The sequence below is a fragment of the Saccharopolyspora sp. ASAGF58 genome, from assembly GCF_012277335.1.
Taxonomy (GTDB): Bacteria; Actinomycetota; Actinomycetes; order Mycobacteriales; family Pseudonocardiaceae; genus Saccharopolyspora; species Saccharopolyspora hattusasensis.
This window is the reverse complement of sequence record NZ_CP040605.1, coordinates 4,581,165-4,600,089: the sequence shown is the minus strand read 5'-3', so window position 1 is coordinate 4,600,089 and position 18,925 is coordinate 4,581,165. Positions and strand designations below refer to the sequence as shown.

The 18,925-nt window shown below is 68.5% G+C and carries 13 protein-coding genes and 2 pseudogenes; 8 read left to right on the top strand and 7 right to left on the bottom strand.

Features of this window, described 5'->3' with window-relative positions; translation table 11 throughout:
• Positions 1 to 254: 254 nt before the first annotated feature.
• Both FDZ84_RS22055 and FDZ84_RS22050 read right to left on the bottom strand, forming a co-directional pair.
• Positions 255 to 2,600, bottom strand: a complete 2,346-nt coding sequence (locus FDZ84_RS22055) for a LuxR C-terminal-related transcriptional regulator (protein WP_168587453.1) — start codon at positions 2,598 to 2,600, stop codon at positions 255 to 257.
• Complete coding sequence (locus FDZ84_RS22050; RefSeq protein ID WP_246868339.1) at positions 2,597 to 3,040, bottom strand: protoglobin domain-containing protein; 444 nt, start codon at positions 3,038 to 3,040, stop codon at positions 2,597 to 2,599. Before FDZ84_RS22050 ends, FDZ84_RS22055 begins: the two co-directional genes overlap by 4 nt.
• Positions 3,041 to 3,496: 456 nt before the next feature.
• Here FDZ84_RS22050 and FDZ84_RS22045 point away from each other — a divergent pair, with 456 nt between their 5' ends.
• The 3 genes and pseudogenes from FDZ84_RS22045 to FDZ84_RS39110 all read left to right on the top strand — a co-directional run.
• Positions 3,497 to 5,341: a phosphoenolpyruvate carboxykinase (GTP) gene (locus FDZ84_RS22045; RefSeq protein ID WP_168587452.1), complete on the top strand. Its 1,845-nt coding sequence runs from the start codon at positions 3,497 to 3,499 to the stop codon at positions 5,339 to 5,341.
• 178 nt (positions 5,342 to 5,519) lie between these two features.
• The gene (locus FDZ84_RS22040) at positions 5,520 to 6,839 is read left to right on the top strand and encodes an MFS transporter (RefSeq protein WP_168587451.1); all 1,320 of its coding nucleotides are present in this window, start codon (positions 5,520 to 5,522) and stop codon (positions 6,837 to 6,839) included.
• 178 nt (positions 6,840 to 7,017) lie between these two features.
• Positions 7,018 to 7,566 (top strand): annotated as a pseudogene (locus FDZ84_RS39110) (diguanylate phosphodiesterase); the annotation flags it as partial.
• An 82-nt stretch (positions 7,567 to 7,648) separates the two neighbouring features.
• Here the strand turns inward: FDZ84_RS39110 and FDZ84_RS39105 are convergent.
• The gene (locus FDZ84_RS39105; protein WP_246868338.1) at positions 7,649 to 8,050 is read right to left on the bottom strand and encodes a hypothetical protein; all 402 of its coding nucleotides are present in this window, start codon (positions 8,048 to 8,050) and stop codon (positions 7,649 to 7,651) included.
• Between the two features lie 166 nt (positions 8,051 to 8,216).
• Between FDZ84_RS39105 and FDZ84_RS37880 the strand changes: the two genes are divergently transcribed.
• Both FDZ84_RS37880 and FDZ84_RS22015 read left to right on the top strand, forming a co-directional pair.
• Complete coding sequence (locus FDZ84_RS37880; protein ID WP_210435043.1) at positions 8,217 to 8,381, top strand: hypothetical protein; 165 nt, start codon at positions 8,217 to 8,219, stop codon at positions 8,379 to 8,381.
• Positions 8,382 to 8,736: 355 nt separating this feature from the next.
• The gene (locus tag FDZ84_RS22015) at positions 8,737 to 9,372 is read left to right on the top strand and encodes a class I SAM-dependent methyltransferase (protein WP_168587449.1); all 636 of its coding nucleotides are present in this window, start codon (positions 8,737 to 8,739) and stop codon (positions 9,370 to 9,372) included.
• 263 nt (positions 9,373 to 9,635) lie between these two features.
• On the opposite strand, the gene FDZ84_RS22010 is transcribed toward FDZ84_RS22015, so the two are convergent.
• Both FDZ84_RS22010 and FDZ84_RS22005 read right to left on the bottom strand, forming a co-directional pair.
• Positions 9,636 to 10,106, bottom strand: a complete 471-nt coding sequence (locus tag FDZ84_RS22010; protein WP_246868337.1) for an Hsp20/alpha crystallin family protein — start codon at positions 10,104 to 10,106, stop codon at positions 9,636 to 9,638.
• Between the two features lie 165 nt (positions 10,107 to 10,271).
• Complete coding sequence (locus FDZ84_RS22005; protein WP_168587448.1) at positions 10,272 to 11,528, bottom strand: VanZ family protein; 1,257 nt, start codon at positions 11,526 to 11,528, stop codon at positions 10,272 to 10,274.
• Between the two features lie 74 nt (positions 11,529 to 11,602).
• Between FDZ84_RS22005 and FDZ84_RS22000 the strand changes: the two genes are divergently transcribed.
• On the top strand, positions 11,603 to 11,896 hold the full coding sequence (locus tag FDZ84_RS22000; protein WP_168587447.1) for a transposase: 294 nt from the start codon (positions 11,603 to 11,605) through the stop codon (positions 11,894 to 11,896).
• Positions 11,897 to 12,119: 223 nt separating this feature from the next.
• On the opposite strand, the gene FDZ84_RS21995 is transcribed toward FDZ84_RS22000, so the two are convergent.
• On the bottom strand, positions 12,120 to 14,510 hold the full coding sequence (locus FDZ84_RS21995; protein ID WP_168590260.1) for an excinuclease ABC subunit UvrA: 2,391 nt from the start codon (positions 14,508 to 14,510) through the stop codon (positions 12,120 to 12,122).
• 784 nt (positions 14,511 to 15,294) lie between these two features.
• Here FDZ84_RS21995 and FDZ84_RS21990 point away from each other — a divergent pair.
• Together FDZ84_RS21990 and FDZ84_RS21985 are read left to right on the top strand one after the other, a co-directional pair.
• Positions 15,295 to 15,627 (top strand): annotated as a pseudogene (locus FDZ84_RS21990) (transglycosylase family protein); the annotation flags it as partial.
• A gap of 222 nt (positions 15,628 to 15,849) precedes the next feature.
• A complete protein-coding gene (locus FDZ84_RS21985; RefSeq protein WP_168587445.1) occupies positions 15,850 to 16,839 on the top strand; it encodes an LLM class flavin-dependent oxidoreductase in 990 nt (329 codons plus the stop codon).
• A 339-nt stretch (positions 16,840 to 17,178) separates the two neighbouring features.
• Here FDZ84_RS21985 and FDZ84_RS21980 read toward each other — a convergent pair whose 3' ends face one another.
• Complete coding sequence (locus tag FDZ84_RS21980; RefSeq protein ID WP_371812651.1) at positions 17,179 to 18,924, bottom strand: GAF domain-containing protein; 1,746 nt, start codon at positions 18,922 to 18,924, stop codon at positions 17,179 to 17,181.
• Position 18,925: the final 1 nt, after the last annotated feature.

Genomic DNA, 18,925 nt, shown 5'->3' with positions numbered 1-18,925 from the left:
CGTCCATGATCCGTTTGTGAAGACCGACCTGGACACCCTCGTGATCGCACTCTGCGTCAAATCGACGATGACCTAGCCGGTTAAGCGCGGCTGCCAGGTCGGCCACCCAAGCTCAGCCACTCGCAGAGAACACCCGTGAGTGTTTGTGGGTGCTATGGCACCCACAAACACTCACGGGTGTTCATCCGCCACGCGAAGGTGGCCATCGGCAGACGTGCCCACCAGCATCGGTTGCGGCGTCGGCCACTCACCCTCTAGGTCGTGCCCTCCGAGTTTCGTTGCGCCGCCACCCAGGTCGCGATCTGGGTGCGCGAGCCGAAGTCGAGCTTGGTGAGGATGTGCTCGACGTGCGTCTCCGCGGTGCGTTGGCTGATCACCAGTTGCGCCGCGATCGCCTTGTTCGACATCCCCTCGGCGACGGCTTCGGCGACCTGGAGCTCCCGGCGCGTCAGCGGCCAGCCCGGCCGTTGCCTGCGGGCTTCCGGGCGCGCCGCGGGAGCCGATCGGGTCTTGCCCCGGATGGTCATCGCGAGTCCCTGCTCCAGCGGCAGCTTCGCGGTTTCCGCGAAGATCTCGCCGAACGCGCTCTCGCCCAGCGCCGCACGGGCCTCGCCTTCAGCCTTCTTCCGGTAGTCGAGCAACTGCTGCGAACCCAGCAGCGGAATCCCGACGAGCGGCCAGATGCGTTCCAGGACGCCGAACAGCCTCGCGGCCTGAGCGTGTTCGCCCAGGGAAACGTACGACCACGCCAGGACCTCCACCGCAACCCCGAGGCCGAAGAGATCGTTGAGGCGTGCTTTGAAGCCGATGCTCTCCCGCAGATCCGCAACGGCGGCGTTGGGATCGCCCCGCATCCAGCACGCAAGGCCTCGAACCACGAGCGCCCACGAACGGGTCCACGATTCGCCGACCTCGGCCGTGATCCGCAGGACTTCCCCGACATCCGCCGTCGCCTGGTCCGGCTCGCCCTGCAAGCACGCCACCAGCCCCGCTTGGAACAGCGACATCACCATCGGGCTGGTCATCGTGTCGTGCGTGCGGTGCCGCGACCACGCCTGCAGGCACAGCTCGCGTGCCTCCGCCAGGTCCCCCTCGGCCATCGCGGCGACGCCCCTCAGGTGCATGCCGAAGGCGGCCAGGCCCTGATCCCGCAGTTCTTCGGCGAGGGCACTGCACCGTTCAGCCGTAGCCCGCCCCCACGCCAGGTCGCCCTGGTGGGAGGCCAGCCAGCTGCAGACCCACAGGTCCGTCGCCCGGGCTTCGGTCGGCCGCGAATCCAGCGCCAGCAGGCGGTCGAGCCACTTCCGCCCCTCCGCGATGAACCCGCAAGCCGTCCAGTAGAACCACAGCGCTCCCGCCAGGCGCAGCCCCGCCTGCACCTGCCCGGGCTGCGTTGCGCAGAACTCCAGTGCTGCCCTCACGTTGTCGTGCTCGGCAGTGATGCGCGCACGCCACTCGAGCTGATCCGGACCGAACCATTCGCGAGCGCATCGTTCCGCCAGGCTCAGGTACCAGTCCCGATGCCGTTGGCGGAGTTGCTGCTTCTCGTTCTCGCCCAGCAAGCTCAGTCCGTACTCGCGGACAGTCGCCAGCATTTGGTAGCGCGTGCGGGTAGCGGTGCCGTTGCCGGCGGGCACCTCCGTGCGGATCAGGATCGACTTGTCGACCAGCGACGCCGTCAGATCCAGAACCCGCTCCGGTGTGAGATCGGCACTGCTGCAGATGTCCTCCGCGGCCTTGAGATCCATCCCACCGGCGAAGACCGACATCCGGGCCCAGAGCATGCGCTCCTCTTCCGAGCACAGCTCGTAGCTCCAGTCCATCGTCGCCTTCAGCGTTTGATGCCGCGCCGACGTGCGGGAGCCGCCGGCGAGCAACCGGAAGCGGTCCCCGATTCGGGCCAGGATCTCTTCCACCGAGAAGAACCGCGTGCGGGCAGCCGCCAACTCGATCGCCAAGGGGATCCCATCCAGCTCCCGGCACAACTTCGCGACGGCGACCGCATGGCCCCGCGCGCACTGGAAGCCCACAGCCGAGGCGCGCTCGACGAACAGCCGAACCGAGTTGGGCATCTCCGCGCCCGCGAGCCGGTCCACCTCGGATGGTTCGGGCACCGGCAGGGTGGACACCACGAGCACGTGCTCGCCGTACACGCCGAGGGGCTGCCGGCTGGTGGCCAGCACGCGCAACCCGGGGGCGACGTCGAGCAGCACGGTGCACGCCTTTACGCACCCGCCCAGCACCTGCTCGCAATTGTCCAGCACGATCAGGATGTCCTTGTCCCGGACGTAATCCGCGAGCACGGCCTCCACGCCGCGGGAGGACCAGTCCTGGATGCCCAACGCCTGGGCGACGGTGTGCACGACCAGTTCGTCCTCATGCACCTCGGCCAACTCGACCAGCCAAACGCCGTCCCGGTAGGTCCGGCCCAGTTGGGCCGCCGCGCGCAGCGCCAGCCGGGTCTTGCCGACACCCCCGACCCCGTGCAAGGTCACCATCCGGGAGCGGGACAGCATTTCCCGGACATCGGCAATTTCCTGCCGACGCCCAACGAAACTCGTCCGCTCAGCGGGAAGGTTGCCCACCCGCCTGTGTGTCATACGACCGGCCACCATAGCCCCAGAACGAGAAAACAACGACAAAACTCCAACCGCCAGCCTACGGCCGCCTCGCGCTCAAGGCGAGCGAGCAGCCGGGCGGCAGGAGCATGTTCGACAGCAATGGCGCGGTCACGAGACCAGTCGCCTTCGCGTGCGTACGGGCGGCTCCAGAGCGCAACCTGTAGCGTTACCGCCTTTAACCAGGCCTGGTACCTGCGGTCGACATCGTCCCGGTCGTGTCCTTTCGCGCTCAGGAACGGGCGGATCGTCGCCGTGATCGGGTAGATGAACGCGATGATGTGGCGCAGCGGTACGCGATCGACCGCGTTGACGTGGTCGATCTGGTCCTTCTTCGCCTGCGTGTGGCGCAGCGCGATTTCGTGCTGGTAGTCGAGCCAGACGTCGTCGTACGGACGCCTGCACGTGTCGAGGATCGGCATCGGATCGAGCGAAGTCCGCGTCTTCGGTCCCGATCATCCTGTTCGCACTCGTCGAGGTGACTCAAGCCCACCGGCCCGAGTGCTGGACCTGCGAATCGCGGTCGACGGGGTTCGAACGCGATAGCGGATTCGCCTTTTAGGGGACCTTAGGCCGGTGAACGCCGCGGCTGTTGCGGGGACGATGGGCCGGGCACGGCCGTGCGGTCCGGTTGCACGACGGGCGGTTGCGCAATCTCCTGGATCTGACCGCGCAGCACATCGACGCCACCCGCAGGGTGGGCCCGACGCACGAGGATCGAACATGAGGTCGCCGCTGAACCGGACGAAAGCAGAGCCGTCCCGCGTTCCTGATGTGCGCACCGGTGGTCGTCGTGCACGACGCGTTGAGGCTCCTGCAGGGGCCGCATGCACGCGCCGCTCACTCCCGTTCGACGCACCGCCGCGAGGAGAACCACGATGACCACCACCGCGATCCCAGGCCTGGACCAGGCGCCGACCACCCACGGGCCGCTGCTGGAGTGGGTTCGGGAAGTCGCGGAGCTGACCACCCCGCAGCGGGTGGTGTGGTGCGATGGCTCCGACGAGGAGTGGCGGCGGCTGACCACCGAGCTCGTCGCTGCGGGCACCCTGGTCCGGCTGTCGGCGAAGCCGAACTCGTTCTGGGCCGCATCTGATCCCAGCGACGTCGCACGCGTGGAAGACCGCACCTTCATCTGCTCCCGCCGCGAGGAGGACGCCGGGCCCACGAACAACTGGATGGACCCGGTGGACATGAAGGCCGTCATGACCGGGCTCTACCGGGGCAGCATGGCCGGCCGGACCATGTACGTCATCCCGTTCTGCATGGGCCCCCTGGACGACGACAACCCGAAACTGGGCGTGGAGATCACCGATTCCGCCTACGTGGTGCTCTCGATGCGCGTGATGACCCGGATGGGCGCCGGGGCGCTGGGGAAGTTCATCGGCGCCGACGGCCGCGAACGCGAGTTCGTCAAGGCCCTGCATTCCGTCGGATCGCCGCTGGAACCCGGCCGGGCCGACGTGCCGTGGCCGTGCAACACGACGAAGTACATCAGCCACTTCCCCGAGGAACGCGCGATCTGGAGCTTCGGCTCCGGCTACGGCGGCAACTCGCTGCTGGGCAAGAAGTGCTACTCGCTGCGGATCGCCTCGGCCATGGCCCGCGACGAGGGCTGGCTCGCCGAGCACATGCTGATCCTCAAACTCACCTCGCCACACGGCACCGTCCACTACATCGCCGCCGCTTTCCCCAGCGCCTGCGGCAAGACTAACCTGGCGATGCTGCAGCCTACGGTGCCCGGTTGGAAGGCCGAGACGCTCGGCGACGACATCGCCTGGATGCGCTTCGGCGACGACGGGCGCCTACACGCCGTCAACCCCGAGTTCGGGTTCTTCGGCGTCGCGCCGGGCACCGGCTACCACACCAATCCCGTTGCCATGCGCACCATCGAACAGGGCAACACCATCTTCACCAACGTGGCCCTCGCCGACGGCGGCGACGTCTGGTGGGAAGGCATGACCGAGCAACCGCCGGAGCACCTGACCGACTGGAAGGGCCGCGACTGGACGCCCGGAACCGGCGAACCTGCCGCCCACCCGAACTCCCGGTTCTGCACTCCCATCGAGCAGTGCCCGATCGTCGCGCCGGAGTGGGACGATCCGAGGGGAGTGCCGATCTCGGCGATCCTCTTCGGCGGCCGGCGAGCCACCACCGTCCCGCTGGTCACCGAGTCCCGCGACTGGTCGCACGGCGTGTTCATGGGCGCCACGCTGTCCTCGGAGACCACCGCCGCGGCCACCGGCAAGGTCGGCGTCGTCCGCCGCGACCCGATGGCGATGCTGCCGTTCATGGGCTACCACGCCGGCGACTACTTCGGGCACTGGCTGCACATCGCCGAGCACACCGACGCCGCCAGGCTGCCGAAGATCTTCCACGTCAACTGGTTCCGCCGCGGCGAGGACCGGCGATTCCTGTGGCCCGGGTTCCGCGAGAACTCCCGAGTGCTCAAGTGGATCGTCGACCGCATCGAGGGCACCGCCGACGCCGCCGACACGCCCATCGGGCTCGTCCCCTCTGCGGCCGACCTCGACCTGGCGGGTCTCGACGGCGATCCCGCCGACGTCGACGCGGCACTCGCGGTCGACACCGACGAATGGCGTGCCGAGATCCCGATGATCGAGGAATGGTTCGCAGGCATCGGGGAAAAGCTGCCCGCCGAACTCCGCAACCAGCTCGACGTGCTGCGCAAGCGCCTGGCCGCCGCCGATGACCGCGAATGAGGCATTGACTGTCCACAGTGTCCATCAGCGGCGCATGGGCGGGTCCTCGGGAATTCGAGTGACCGATGGGGCGGAAGGCAACGAGTCGGACAGGGCGCTCGGTCCCCTTGACAGCCTGCGCGCGGGATTGCAGGCTGTCGGACCAGTTGGTTCAGTGGCTTAGCCAATGGAGGCTGCCATGCCGAACGGCACCGATTCCCATCGGACCCACCGCCGCCGCGCCGTGATCGCCAGCACGGTCGGCACGACCATCGAGTGGTACGACTTCTTCCTCTACGGGACCGTGGCCGCGCTGGTGTTCCCGAAGATCTTCTTCCCCGGCTCCTCGGCGAGCGCCGGCGTGCTGGAATCCTTCAGCACCCTGTTCGTCGGTTTCGCCGCGCGGCCGGTCGGTGCCGCGATCTTCGGCCACTACGGCGACCGGATCGGGCGCAAGGCCACCCTGGTCACCACGCTGCTGCTGATGGGCATCGCCACGGTGCTGATCGGCCTGCTGCCCGGGTACGCCACGCTGGGCGTGGCCGCGCCGCTGCTGCTGGTCGTGCTGCGGATCATGCAGGGCATCGGCGTCGGCGGCGAGTGGGGCGGCTCGGTGCTGATGGCCATGGAATGGGGATCAGCGTCCCGCCGCGGCCTGATGGCGAGCATGCCGCAACTCGGCGTACCGCTCGGCCTGCTGCTGTCAACCGCCGCGGTGGGGGTGTCCAGCGCGGCCAGCGGCGACGCGTTCGAGTCATGGGGATGGCGGGTGCCGTTCCTGCTCAGCGTGGTCTTGATCGGGGTCGGGCTGTGGGTGCGGATGCGGGTGCTGGAGAGCCCCGACTTCGCCGAGGTCAAGAAGCAGCAGGCCGTCGAGAAGCAGCCGGTGTGGGCGGCCATCCGCAACCACCCGAAGGAAATCCTCACCTCCGCCTTCGTGCGGCTGGCCGAGCAGGCGCCGTTCTACCTTTTCATCACGTTCGTGCTGACCTATGGCACGAAGCACCTGGAGATGCCACGCAGCGAACTACTCAACGCCACGCTGGTCGCCGCCGCGGTCGGCCTGATCAGCGTGCCGCTGTTCGGACACCTGTCGGACCGCTTCGGCCGGCGGCTCATCTACGGCATCGGCATCGTCTGCACCGGCTTGTACGCCTTCCCGTACTTCGCCCTGCTGGAAACCCGGTCTTCGGGCCTGGTGCTGCTGGCCATCGTCGTGTCGCTGATCGTGCACGACATCATGTACGGCCCGCAGGCGGCGCTGATCGCGGAGAGCTTCGGCACCAACATCCGCTACAGCGGCGCCGGACTCGGCTACCAGCTCGCCTCGGTCATCGCCGGCGGCCCCGCACCGCTGATCGCCGCAGCCCTGCTGCAGTCCACCGGCTCCAGTGCGGGAATCAGCTGGTACATCGTGCTGTGCTCGGTGATCTCGCTGATCGCCCTGGCGCTGATGCCCCGCCGCACGGTTCCGGCTTCTTCCGGCTCGCCGTCCACACCAGACCGCTTGGAGGCGTGACCCGCCGCCAGCGCTACCGGCCCACTGCGGCCGGTAGCGCTCGTTCATGTCGAACAACGTCCACCGTGGACGATGATAGTTGCGGCGTCATTCCCCGCGTGGGGATTGTCGACACCACCGGTGCGCCGAGGAATGCCCTCGCTCGCCGGCCTGAAGCGAACGGACAGTGAACTCATTGCTGACGGGTTCGGGCTCCGCGCCGCCCGAGCCGCCGGCGGAAGTGGTCGCGACGTCTCGGGCAGCCGGTCATGCAGTGTCCACATAGGACGGTTGGGTGTGCGCGGTGCAGGCCGGACCGGAACTGCTCGGCAGCATCGTGCTGGTCGGGCGGGCGGATCTGGTCGACGCGGACCGGCGGCTTTTCGAGCGGGCGGCGGTGGTCACCGCCTTGCTGCTGATGCTGCGCCGATCTGTGGCGAAAGCGGAGGACGAGGTGCGCGGCGAGCTGCTCACCGACCTGCTGACCTCGCCCGACCGTAACCCGGGCGCGCTGCTCGCCCGCGCCGTGCGGCTCGGACTGGACCTCGTCGAGCCGCACGCGGTGCTCATCGCGCACGCCGACAGGGTGCCCCGCACGCGGCTGGCGGTGGCGGCCGGCAGGTGCGCCGCGCTCGCCGGCATGCACGCCGAGGAGGTCGTCCTCCTGGTGCCCGCAGGCGATCCGGGGGCGACGGCGTCCCGCATCGCCGCCGAACCGCGATCCATCGTGGACACCCCAGTGACCGTCGCCTGCACAACCTGCAGGCCTCGCGGATCCGCCCAGCCCAACGCCCGTGAGCGTTTTCCGGTGCTATGGCACCCAAAATCACTCACGGCCAGGTGGCGACCTTCGCCGCGGAGCCGCGTTGGGGTCGGTAGCGGAAAGTCCGGTTGCGAGCGTCCGCGACGGCGGCCCGACACGACGCACGAACCACGGCCAGAGGTCGTCTCGCGCCGGTTGTGCAGTTGTGCCAGATGGCGGCGGTCATGGCCAGTACGAGGTTGCCGTTGCGGTAGGTATCGTCCTTGCGGTCCGGGCGTAGTAAGCGCAGCGTCATCTGCTCGGTGAGCTTCTTGAGCTCCTCGCCGGAGAATCCCTTGTCAGCCAGCAAGATCTGGCCGTCGCGGATGAGGTGGTGGTTGTGGTCGAGCAGCGCGGCCAGCACCTCGCGTTCGCCGATCTTGGGGTTGGCCAGGCACCACGTGATTGGTACCCCGTCCCCGCTGCACACCAGGTAAAGCTTGAACCCCCAGTACCAGCGGGCGTGTGACGATCGTTCCGGCGGCGAACTATCGCGAGAAGCTTCCTGAAGACCACCACACCACTACGACGAACTGTTCGGCCGCGCCTCGGAGATCATTTGGCTCGACTTCCCCGAGTCCACATCCGAGTCCCACATGGCCGCCAGCGTCAAAATAATCGAGTCGGCAGATCGCCTCGTCGCAGTGTGGGACGGCAAGCCCGCTCGGGGCTACGGGGGAACTGCCGATGTCGTGGATGCCGCTCGTGAGCGTGATCTCCCGGTCACCGTCATCTGGCCGGATGGAGCCGAGCGCGATTAGTCCCCGCTGCATCCAGTCGTGTGGGGGGCGAAGCGTGGGGGAAGTATGTGCACTGAGCCCCGAGAACGGTCGGAACCCGACGCAGTGTGACGGAGCCTGACGCAGCTTGACGAGTGATCGTCGCAGATGAGGCCGTATGATCTCGGAAAGCGCCAGCGAAGAGCGCCGTGCGCCGGACTTGGTGAGATAGTCGTCGGCGCCGGCCTCCAGTCCCACCACCACGTCCATCTCTTCGTGGCGCGCGGTCAGGATCACCAGCATTGCGGGAGGACGGCCGCCCAAGCGGCTTGAACAGCCGATAGGGGGCCGTGTGACTCTGGTGGACCGGCAGGGCGGCAGGTGGCATGGTGATCGCATGCCCGTCCACCACCCCGTCTTCGCACGCTTGTACGGCCGGCTGAGCCAGGCCATGGAGCGCCGCGGCATGGCCGCGCACCGCAAGACGCTGCTCGCCGGCCTCACCGGGACCGTGATCGACATCGGCGCAGGCAACGGGCTCAACTTCGCGCATTACCCATCGACCGTGACCCGCGTCCTGGCCGTGGAGCCCGAACCGCACCTGCGCCAGGTCGCTCGGCGCGCTGCCGCGTCGGCCCCGGTACCGGTCGAAGTCGTCGATGGCCTCGCCGAACGGCTACCGACCGAGGACAGCAGCGCCGATGCGGCGGTCGCGTCGCTCGTGCTCTGCTCGGTACGGGATCAGGCGGCGGTCTTGCGGGAGATCCAGCGGGTGCTCAAACCGGGCGGGCAACTGCGCTTCCTCGAACACGTCCGAGCCGAGTCGCCCGGCTTGGCGCGCGTCCAGCGCGCTCTCGACGCGACCGTCTGGCCCCACCTGTCCGGGGGCTGCCACGCCGGCCGCGACACCGCAACAGCAATCGAGCGCACCGGCTTCACGCTCGACCGCCTGGACCGCTTCCTGTTCCCGGAAGTCCGCACCCCGCTGTCCTTCTACATCAGCGGCACAGCGGTGCACGGCAAAGCCGACTGACCTGCCTGGCGATTGACGAGTCCCAGATCTCAGCACGACCGACTGCCCGAAAAAGGCTCTCGGCAATGTGAATCGCCCCGCCTGAGGCTGGAGACGACCAAGCAGCCGCACGGACTGGCTGTATCCCTGTGGGGTTCACTGCGCGAAATCGCCGTCCCGCGCCACGTGTCCGATTTGCGCGACCAGTAAAACGTTTGCTCGCCGCTGCCGATCCCCACCGCGCGGAGGAACGAGGAGCCGGGTCAGTCGGCCCCCGCTCCTCGTCACTTGATCTCGATGCGGCGCGACTTGCTCACTTCGGCCTTGGGCACCTTGACCGAGAGCACGCCGTCCGCGAGGTTCGCCTCGATCTTGTCCGCGTCGACCTCTCCCGGCAGGGCTCCGCGGAAGGAGAAGCTGCCGGTGCGTCGCATCTTGCGCCGCAGCACACCGGTTCGCTCCTTCTCCTTCACCTCACCCATGATCCACAGTTCCTGGCCGCGGACTTCGACGGTGATGTCGTCCCTGCGCACACCGGGCAGGTCGACCTCGAACAGGTAGGCGTTCTCGGTCTCCTCCACGTCGACCATCGGCTGCCACGCGACGCCGGTCCGCGTCGTGGCCCACCCAGGGTCGAAGAGCTGCCCCATGCGATCCCAGATCTCCTCCAACTCGCGGAACGGCTCCTGCCACAAATCCGGGCGCCCCGCCCACTCCCGACGTTCGCCGCGTCGGGCGGGCATCCGCTCAGCCATCCTGATCCCTCCCCACAACACAGGCGTTCCGACTCGATACGTACCCGTCGCCGCAGCCGCACCAAACCGCCTCGGCGGATTTCCGCCGCTTGCGCGTGGCGTTGCGAGCGAGTCTGAAAGCGGCTCCCCCACCGGCTTTCCGGCGGGGGAAGCCAACCCGTGCGGTCAGCGATGGATCATCGTGGCGTCCTCGGCCTCGGGCTCGGCATCGGGCTCGGCGGGTTGCTGTCGACGTGCGCGTTTGTGCGGCAGCGCGACGTTGCCGACCCCGGAGAGCAACTCGTGCACGCCGTGGTGCTTGGGATTCCGCCACAGAGCCACGAAGAACGCGACGGGCAGCAGGCAGACCACCCCCAACAGCCCGAGGCCCAACAGCAGTTCCGGCAGGTATTCGCCGTTGAGCACGCTCAGCACCAACGAGAGCACCTCGGACACGCCAGCCAGACCGGCCCGGAGCACGCTCGACATCCCCGCGGCAACGAGCGCCATCATGCCCAAGGCGATCGGCATTAGCGGCACGGCGAGCACCGTTGCCCGCAGCATCAGCCGCCACAGCTCGGGACGTTTCCCGTCCGAGCCGACGAGCTTCAGCAGCAATATCTTCTTGCCCGGGGTGGCCCCGAGCCACCAGGGCAGCAGCACGAACCAGAGGAACACGGCGAGCAAGAGGCCGAGCAGCCAGCGGGACGAGCCGAAGACCAGCACGCAGAGCAGCGTCGTGAACAGCATCACGAACGGCAGCGCGCAAAGGTCGATCAGCAGCGCCAGCAGCCGCCTTCCCAGCGGCACCGGGCGCCGCTCCAGCGCCGCGTCGTCCAGGGTGTCCAAAGTGGGCAGCCAGCGGGTCAGCGGCCCGGCGATGGCCCAGCCCACCAGGGCGCCGCCGGTGTTGACGATGAGATCGTCCACATCGAACAGCCGGTACGGGCACTCGTAGACGCCCCACAGCCCGGTCAGCTGCGTGAACTCGAAGAACAGCGATGCGCCCAGCCCGATCGCCGAGGCCGCGAGGAAGTTCAGCCGGAAATGGAAGCGCAGGTAGACGCCAAGCGGCAGCAGCAAAGCCAAATTCAGCAGGGTTTCCAGCACCGCCGGGTTGTGGATCATCAGCGCGCCCAGGCTGATCTGCCCCTCCGCTTCCTTCCAGATGTCGGCGAAGGTGTTGCCGGGCACCAGTTGCGGATGCGCGACCCGGGGGTATTTCGCGCAAACGTCGACCGACGGGCCGGGCAGCGGCACGACCGTCATGAAGAACGCGGTCAGGCAGTAGAACAGGAAGCTGTAGAAGGACAGCGTCCGCCAACTGGTCATGATCCCGTGCCTGCGGTAGGTCACCACCGCGGCGGGCACGAACAACAGCATGGCGAGCAACGGGAAGACGATCAATGCCGTCTTGATCGGCAACAGATAAACACTGGGCACGACGCATATCTTTTCCAGACCCGGAAGGCCCGGTCAAATCCAGAACCAGGGGACAACGCGAGCCGAACTCGTCCATGAAGCAGGCGTGTCATCCCGTCCGTGTCATCCCGTTTCTGGACCGGCTGGTCGGCCATCTGAGCCGTAAGGCTCATCTGAGCGTCGACGGACACGGCGTCCACCGCCGCAAGACCGTCCAACGGTGGATCGCCGAGCACGCCCAGGCGATCGAGATGCACAACCTGCCCGGATACAGCCCCGAGCTCAACCCCGACGAGATCCTTAACGCCGACCTCAAACGCGCCGTTTTCACCAACGCGGCTCCCGCAAACCGGCACCACCCCGCACGCAGGTTTCCGGCAGGCCTATGAAGCTACCGCCGGTTACTCGTGTGGCTGTCGGCACGAGCAGCCACACGCACCTGCGCGGCCTCGCTGCGGCGACCGAGCTGGCCGTCAGTGCCGGGACTGGATTGATCCGTGCCCCACACCCCACTCCGTCCACCAGGATCCAGACTGCGTGGGCACGGTGGGATGACCGCGGTCGAGAGAACCCGAGCGGGACGAAATCCCACGGTGTCCGCGAGGTCCCCGGTCAGGCTCCGACGTAGGCCGCGAGGTGCTCGCCGGTGAGGGTGGGGCGGGCGGCGACTAGGTCGGCGGGCGTGCCCTCGAAGACGACCCGGCCGCCATCGTGGCCGGCACCGGGGCCGAGGTCGATGATCCAGTCGGCGTGCGCCATGACCGCCTGGTGGTGCTCGATGACGATGACCGACTTGCCGGCGTCGACGAGCCGGTCCAGCAGGCCGAGCAGCTGCTCGACGTCGACGAGGTGGAGACCGGTGGTCGGCTCGTCGAGGACGTAGACGCCGCCGTTGGCGGCCATGTGGGTGGCCAGCTTGAGCCGCTGCCGTTCGCCGCCGGACAGCGTGGTGAGCGGCTGGCCGAGGCGGAGGTAGCCGAGCCCGACGTCGGCGAGGCGCTCGAGGATCTTGTGCGCGGCCGGGACCTTCGCGTCCCCGGAGCCGAAGAACTCCTCGGCCTCGGCCACCGACATCGCGAGCACCTCGCTGATGTCGCGACCGCCGAAGTGGTAGTCCAGCACCGCTGCCTGGAACCGCTTCCCCTCGCACTCCTCGCAGGTGGTGGCGACGCCAGCCATCATCCCCAGGTCGGTGTAGATGACACCGGCACCGTTGCAGTTGGGGCAGGCGCCTTCCGAGTTGGCGCTGAACAGTCCCGGCTTCACGCCGTTGGCCTTCGCGAAGGCCTTGCGGATCGGGTCGAGCAGTCCGGTGTAGGTCGCCGGGTTGCTCCGCCGCGAGCCGCGGATCGCGGTCTGGTCGACCGCCACCACTCCGTCCCGCCCGGACACCGAGCCGTGGATCAGCGAGCTCTTGCCCGAGCCCGCCACCCCGGTGACGACGACCAGGACGCCGAGCGGGATGTCGACGTCGACATCCCGGAGGTTGTGGGTGCCGGCGCCGCGCACCTCCAGCATCCCCGACGGCGTCCGCACCGACGGCTTCAGGGAGGCGCGGTCGTCCAGGTGCCGCCCGGTGAGCGTGTCGCTGGCCCGCAGCGCCTCGATGGTGCCCTCGAACACCACCTCGCCGCCGTCGGTGCCGGCGCCCGGGCCGAGGTCTACGACGTGGTCGGCGATCGCGATCGCCTCCGGCTTGTGCTCCACGACCAGCACGGTGTTGCCCTTGTTGCGCAGCTGCAGCAGCAGGCCGTTCATCCGCTGGATGTCGTGGGGGTGCAGCCCGATCGTCGGCTCGTCGAAGACGTAGGTGACGTCCGTGAGCGACGACCCGAGGTGGCGGATCATCTTGGTGCGCTGCGCCTCGCCGCCCGACAGCGTGCCCGACGGCCGGTCGAGCGAGAGGTAGCCCAGCCCGATCTCGACGAACGAGTCGAGGGTGTGCCGCAACGCGGTCAGCAGCGGCGCGACGGACGGTTCGTCCAGGCCCCCCGCCCACTCGGCGAGGTCGGTGATCTGCATCGCGCACGCGTCGGCGATGTTGATGCCGTCGATCTTCGACGACCGGGCCTCCTCGCTGAGCCGGGTGCCGTAACACTCGGGGCAGGTGGCGAAGGTAACCGCCCGCTCCACGAAGGCCCGGATGTGCGGCTGCAGCGAGTCGACGTCCTTGGACAGCATCGACTTCTGGATCCTCGGGATCAGGCCTTCGTAGGTCAGGTTGATGCCGTCGACCTTGATCTTGGTCGGCTCCTTGTGGAGCAGGTCGTGTAGCTGCTTCTTGGTGAACTTGTGGACCGGCTTGTCCGGGTCGAAGAAGCCGCAGCCCTTGAAGATGCGGCCGTACCAGCCGTCCATGGTGTAGCCGGGGATCGTGAGCGCGCCCTCGTTGAGCGACTTGCTGTCGTCGTACAGCTGGGTCAGGTCGATGTCGTTGACCGAGCCCCGGCCCTCGCAGCGCGGGCACATGCCGCCGGTGATGCTGAAGCTGCGACGCTCCTTCACGGTCTTCCCGCCGCGTTCGAGCGTGACCGCGCCCGCTCCGCTGATGGAGGCGACGTTGAAGGAGAACGCCTGCGGCGAGCCGATGTGCGGCTCCCCAAGGCGGCTGAACAGGATGCGCAGCATCGCGTTGGCGTCGGTGGCGGTGCCGACCGTCGAGCGGGGGTCGGCACCCATCCGCTCCTGGTCGACGATGATCGCGGTGGTCAGCCCGTCCAGGACGTCGACCTCGGGCCGTGCCAGCGTCGGCATGAAGCCCTGCACGAAGGCGCTGTAGGTCTCGTTGATCAGCCGCTGCGACTCCGCGGCGATGGTGCCGAACACCAGCGAGCTCTTGCCCGAGCCGGAGACGCCGGTGAAAACCGTCAGCCGGCGCTTCGGGATCTCGATGCTGACGTCCTTGAGATTGTTCACGCGCGCGCCGTGCACGCGGATCAGATCGTGGCTGTCGGCGACGTGCGGCTCAGGCGGCTGCGCGTCCGTCCTCGTGGCCATGCTCATCGTGTCTCCATCTGTTGGCGGACCCGCCTCCGCGGCCTCCGTCGGCGTCGCCTGGCTCGATCCGAGCAGTTCCGGGCAGTACGTCTGGTCCCCTTCGCCGCGACGTCTGGCCCCCTTCGCCGCGGCGCGTCGCGGCGACGGCCCGCTGTCCACCTGCTCGGTGGTACCAGCCGGGGGTGGCGCAAGCATCCACGCCGTTTCGGCCCGCAGCGCCGCTGGGCCATCCGGCGCCTGGCCGAGACGCCAGACTAACCAGCGGTTCGGCGCGGCCAGCGCACGCGGGTCGAAGCCGGTGTTGCAGGTCATGGCTGTGTGTTCTGCGGCTGGGGTGCTGACGCGCAGGCGAGCCGCCGCTTGGCGACGCGACGAGACCAACGGTTCGGCAGGGCCGAGAACAGTCTCGAATGTAACCCACACGAGTGAAGATTTACTCGATCAATACATTGTGTAATCGACTAATGCTCACCCTCCAGGGTCACAGCTACCAGGGACAACACTTGAATCATGGGATCTTGCAGAGGTTTCGTGATCAGAATTGACTGCCCCATGAGGGTTGGTCTTCCAACGTTGACTACGTAGCGTGTCCGACGGTCGGCCACCCCCGAGCCGTCCGCCTGGGAGCCCGTAGCGCCAAACCCTGCCTTGCGGGCTCCCACCCCCGAAGAAACGACTGGGCAGGGGCGACACACCTCGAACCACGTTCCGGCGGCACCCCAGCACGCCGGGCGGTCGATCGTGCGCGGGTCGCGGGCGCAGCAGGAGATCATCCATGGCGCACAACCGCATGTTCCCCACCAGCCGAATCGCCTCCGGAGCAATCCTCGCCGGCCTGATCGCCGCCGCTCCCCTGGCGACCGCCCTCCCTGCTAGCGCCGCCTCGGCGTCCACTTGGGACGCCGTCGCGAAGTGCGAGAGTTCCGGAAACTGGAAGGCCAACACCGGCAACGGTTTCTCCGGCGGCCTGCAGTTCACCCCGTCCACCTGGGCCGCGTTTGGCGGCACCGCCTACGCCCCCAAGGCGCACCAGGCGACACGCGAGCAGCAGGTCGCGGTCGCGGAGAAGGTCCTCAAGGCCCAGGGGCCCAAGGCCTGGCCGGTGTGCTCGAAGAAGGCCGGACTCCGCAAATGACCGGTTCCCGCCCGTGCGCACTTCCCGGGGCTGCGGCACCGCGAAGTGCGCACGGGCGATCACGCACGGGCAACGCTCATCCGCAGGTGGAGCGTGACGGGGCCCACCGCGCCGCGGGGCGCGGAATAAGCGGGGCGGTTGTTCCGTTATCGCTGCTGCGCGTGGCATGTGCCGCGCGCTTATCGCACGCGATGAAAGGCTGATGCTGCCGTGGCTGTTGCCCTCTCCATTCTCGATCTGGCACACATCGGCCCGGGAGAGACGGCCGGCGACAGCTTCGCCGCCAGCGTCGACCTGGCACAGCGCGCCGAAGCCCTGGGCTACCGGCGGATCTGGTACGCCGAGCACCACAACATGTCGTCGATCGCGTCGTCGGCGACCAGCGTGCTGATCGGGCACGTGGCCGCGCACACCAAGACCATCCGGCTCGGCGCCGGTGGCGTGATGCTGCCCAACCACTCGCCGCTGACCATCGCCGAGCAGTTCGGCACCCTCGAAACGCTGTTCCCAGGGCGCATCGACCTCGGTCTCGGCCGGGCCCCGGGCAGCGACCAGAAGACCATGCGGGCGCTGCGCCGCGACCCGACCGCGGCCGACACCTTCCCCCAGGACGTGTTGGAGCTGCAGGGCTACCTGTCGGGCGAGACCCGGATCCCCGGGGTCAACGCGACGCCCGGCGCGGGCACCAACGTGCCGCTGTACATCCTCGGTTCGTCGCTGTTCGGCGCCAGGCTCGCCGCCGTGCTCGGCCTGCCGTACTCGTTCGCCTCACACTTCGCGCCGGATGCGCTGGAGGCCGCCGTCTCGATCTACCGGCGGGAGTTCCAGCCGTCCGCCCAGCTCGCGGAGCCCTACGTGATCGCCGGGGTCAACGTGATCGCGGCCGGCACCACCGACGAGGCCGAGCAGCATTTCCAGGCGGCGAAACGCTACCGGGTGGCCCGGATGCTGGGGCAGGGAAGGGAATTCACCCCGGAGGAAGCGGACGCCATCCTCGCTTCCCCCGCCGGGCAACAGGTTCTGCAGATGACCAAGTACACCGCGGTCGGCACCCCGAGCGAAGTGGACGACTACCTGGACGGGTTCGTCGAACGGGCGCAGGCCGACGAGCTGATCGTCGTGTCCGCCGCGCCGGACCGCTCCGCCTGGCGCCGCTCGCTCGAACTGCTCTCCGAGGTCCGCGGCCTGGTGGCCGCCTGACCGAAGCGATCTCGTGAAGCGGCGCGGGTACCGGGACTCGGACGCCGCCTGGACACCGGGTCCCCGACCCGTGCACGACCGCGCGGCTTCGGACCAGCCAGGCGACGTCTGAGAGCCGAAGCTGCGACAGAGACCACTCCCCATCGGCGCCACCGCCGACGAGAACGATCTCCACCATGCGGCCGCAATTTCAGGCAGAAGAGCGCAATTTCAATGGAAATCGAAGCTCTGATTTCCATTGAAATTGCGGAAATCCCAGGGCGGCGGGAGGACTTTCCGCGATTTCTGTGCGGCCGGGAGCCTCCGGCACGCGGTCACACCTTGGACCACAGTGGATGGTCAGCGGACCGGCGCGCTCCAGCGCAGGCTGGTTCCGCCCGACGGCAGCTGATCCACCGTGCACTGCCCGCCGAGCTCAGTGGCGCGCTCGGCAAGGTTGTGCAAGCCGCTGTGCGCCACGGTTTCCGGGATTCCGACACCGTTGTCCGTCACGTCGATCGCCAGGTTCCCGTCCAGGGAGATCGTGACTGACAGCTCCGTCGCCCGCGCATGCCGGACGACGTTGCTCACCGCTTCCAGGACGACTGCCTCGGCGTGCTCGGCCAGCTTCGGCGGCAGCACGTCGAGCGGGCCCGCCATCCGCACGGTGATCCGGATCGGGCTGTCACCGACCACGTCGGTGATCACGCGCTGCACCCGCGCCCGGAACCGCACCGCGGTCTCGGCGGTGGCCTGCAGGTCGAAGATGCTGGCCCGCAGGTCCTGGATCACCTCGTGCAGCTGGTCGATGTGCTCGGTCAACCGGTCGGCCACGATGGGCGACTTCGCCCGGCGCTGCGTGCCCTGCATGGCCATGCCGATGGCGAACAGCCGCTGGATGACATGGTCGTGCAGGTCTCGGGCGATCCGGTCGCGGTCGGCAAGCACGTCGAGCTCCCGACGCGCGGCCTGCGCCTCGGCCCGCTGCAACGCCAGCGCCGCCTGGTCGGCGAACGAGGACACCACCTGCAGCTGGTCCTCGTCGAAGTCGGCCGAGCCAGCCGTGCGCGCCACGAGCAGCACCCCGGACGTCATCTCGTCGGCCCGCATCGGAACCGCGAGCGTGGGCCCGAACTGCACGACCTGGCCTTCGGTCAGGTCGAAGGCCAGGTTCGAGACGTTGCGCGGGATCCGCTCCCGGAACACCTGCCCGGTGGTCGAGTCGCTGACCGGGATCGTCCGGTGCGTCAGGTCGTCGACGTCCACCCCGACGGACACGTTGATGATGAGCTCGCTGACGCGCTCGTCTGCCGTGTCCTCGCCGCGCACCGGCACGGCGATCAGCGCGTAGTCGGCGGCGGTGAGCTCCGCGGCGCGCTCGGCGATCAGCTGCAAGGCGTCGATGGGGTCGGTGCCCGCCAGCAGCGTCGCGGTGATCTCGCTGGTGCCGTCCAACCAGCGCTCGCGTCGGCGGACTTCCTCGAACAAGCGGGCGTTGTCGACCGCGATGCCCGCCGCACCCGCCAACGCCTGCATGACGACCTCGTCGTCCTCGGTGAACCTCCCGCCGCCGCGCTTCCCGGTCAGGTACAGCCGCCCGAAGGTCTCCTGCCGGGCGCGGATCGGCACCCCGAGGAAGCCGCGCATCGGCGGGTGGTGGGGCGGGAACCCCACCGAGGCCGGGTGGGAGGCGATGTCGTCCAGGCGCAGCGGCTTGTCTTCCTCGATGACCACGCCGAGGACGCCGTGCCCGGTGGGCAGCGCCCCGATGAGCTCGCGCGTCGGCTCGTCGATGCCCTCGTACACGAACTGGCTGAGCTCGCCGTTGGGGCCCAGCACGCCGATGGCGCAGTAGCGGGCGTCGACGAGGTCCATCGCGGTGTGCACGATGCGCCGCAGCGTCGCGTCGAGTTCGAGCTCCGACGAAATCGCGAGCACGGCGGACAGCAGCCCGTCCATCCGGTCGCGCAGCCCGATGATCTCCTCGATGCGCACCTGTACCTGGGTCAGCAGCTCCCTGAGCCGCAGCCGGGAGAACGCATCCTCGACCGACCGCGGCGGGACCTGCGGCACCTCCCCGGAACTCGGCACGTCCGCCCTGCTCACA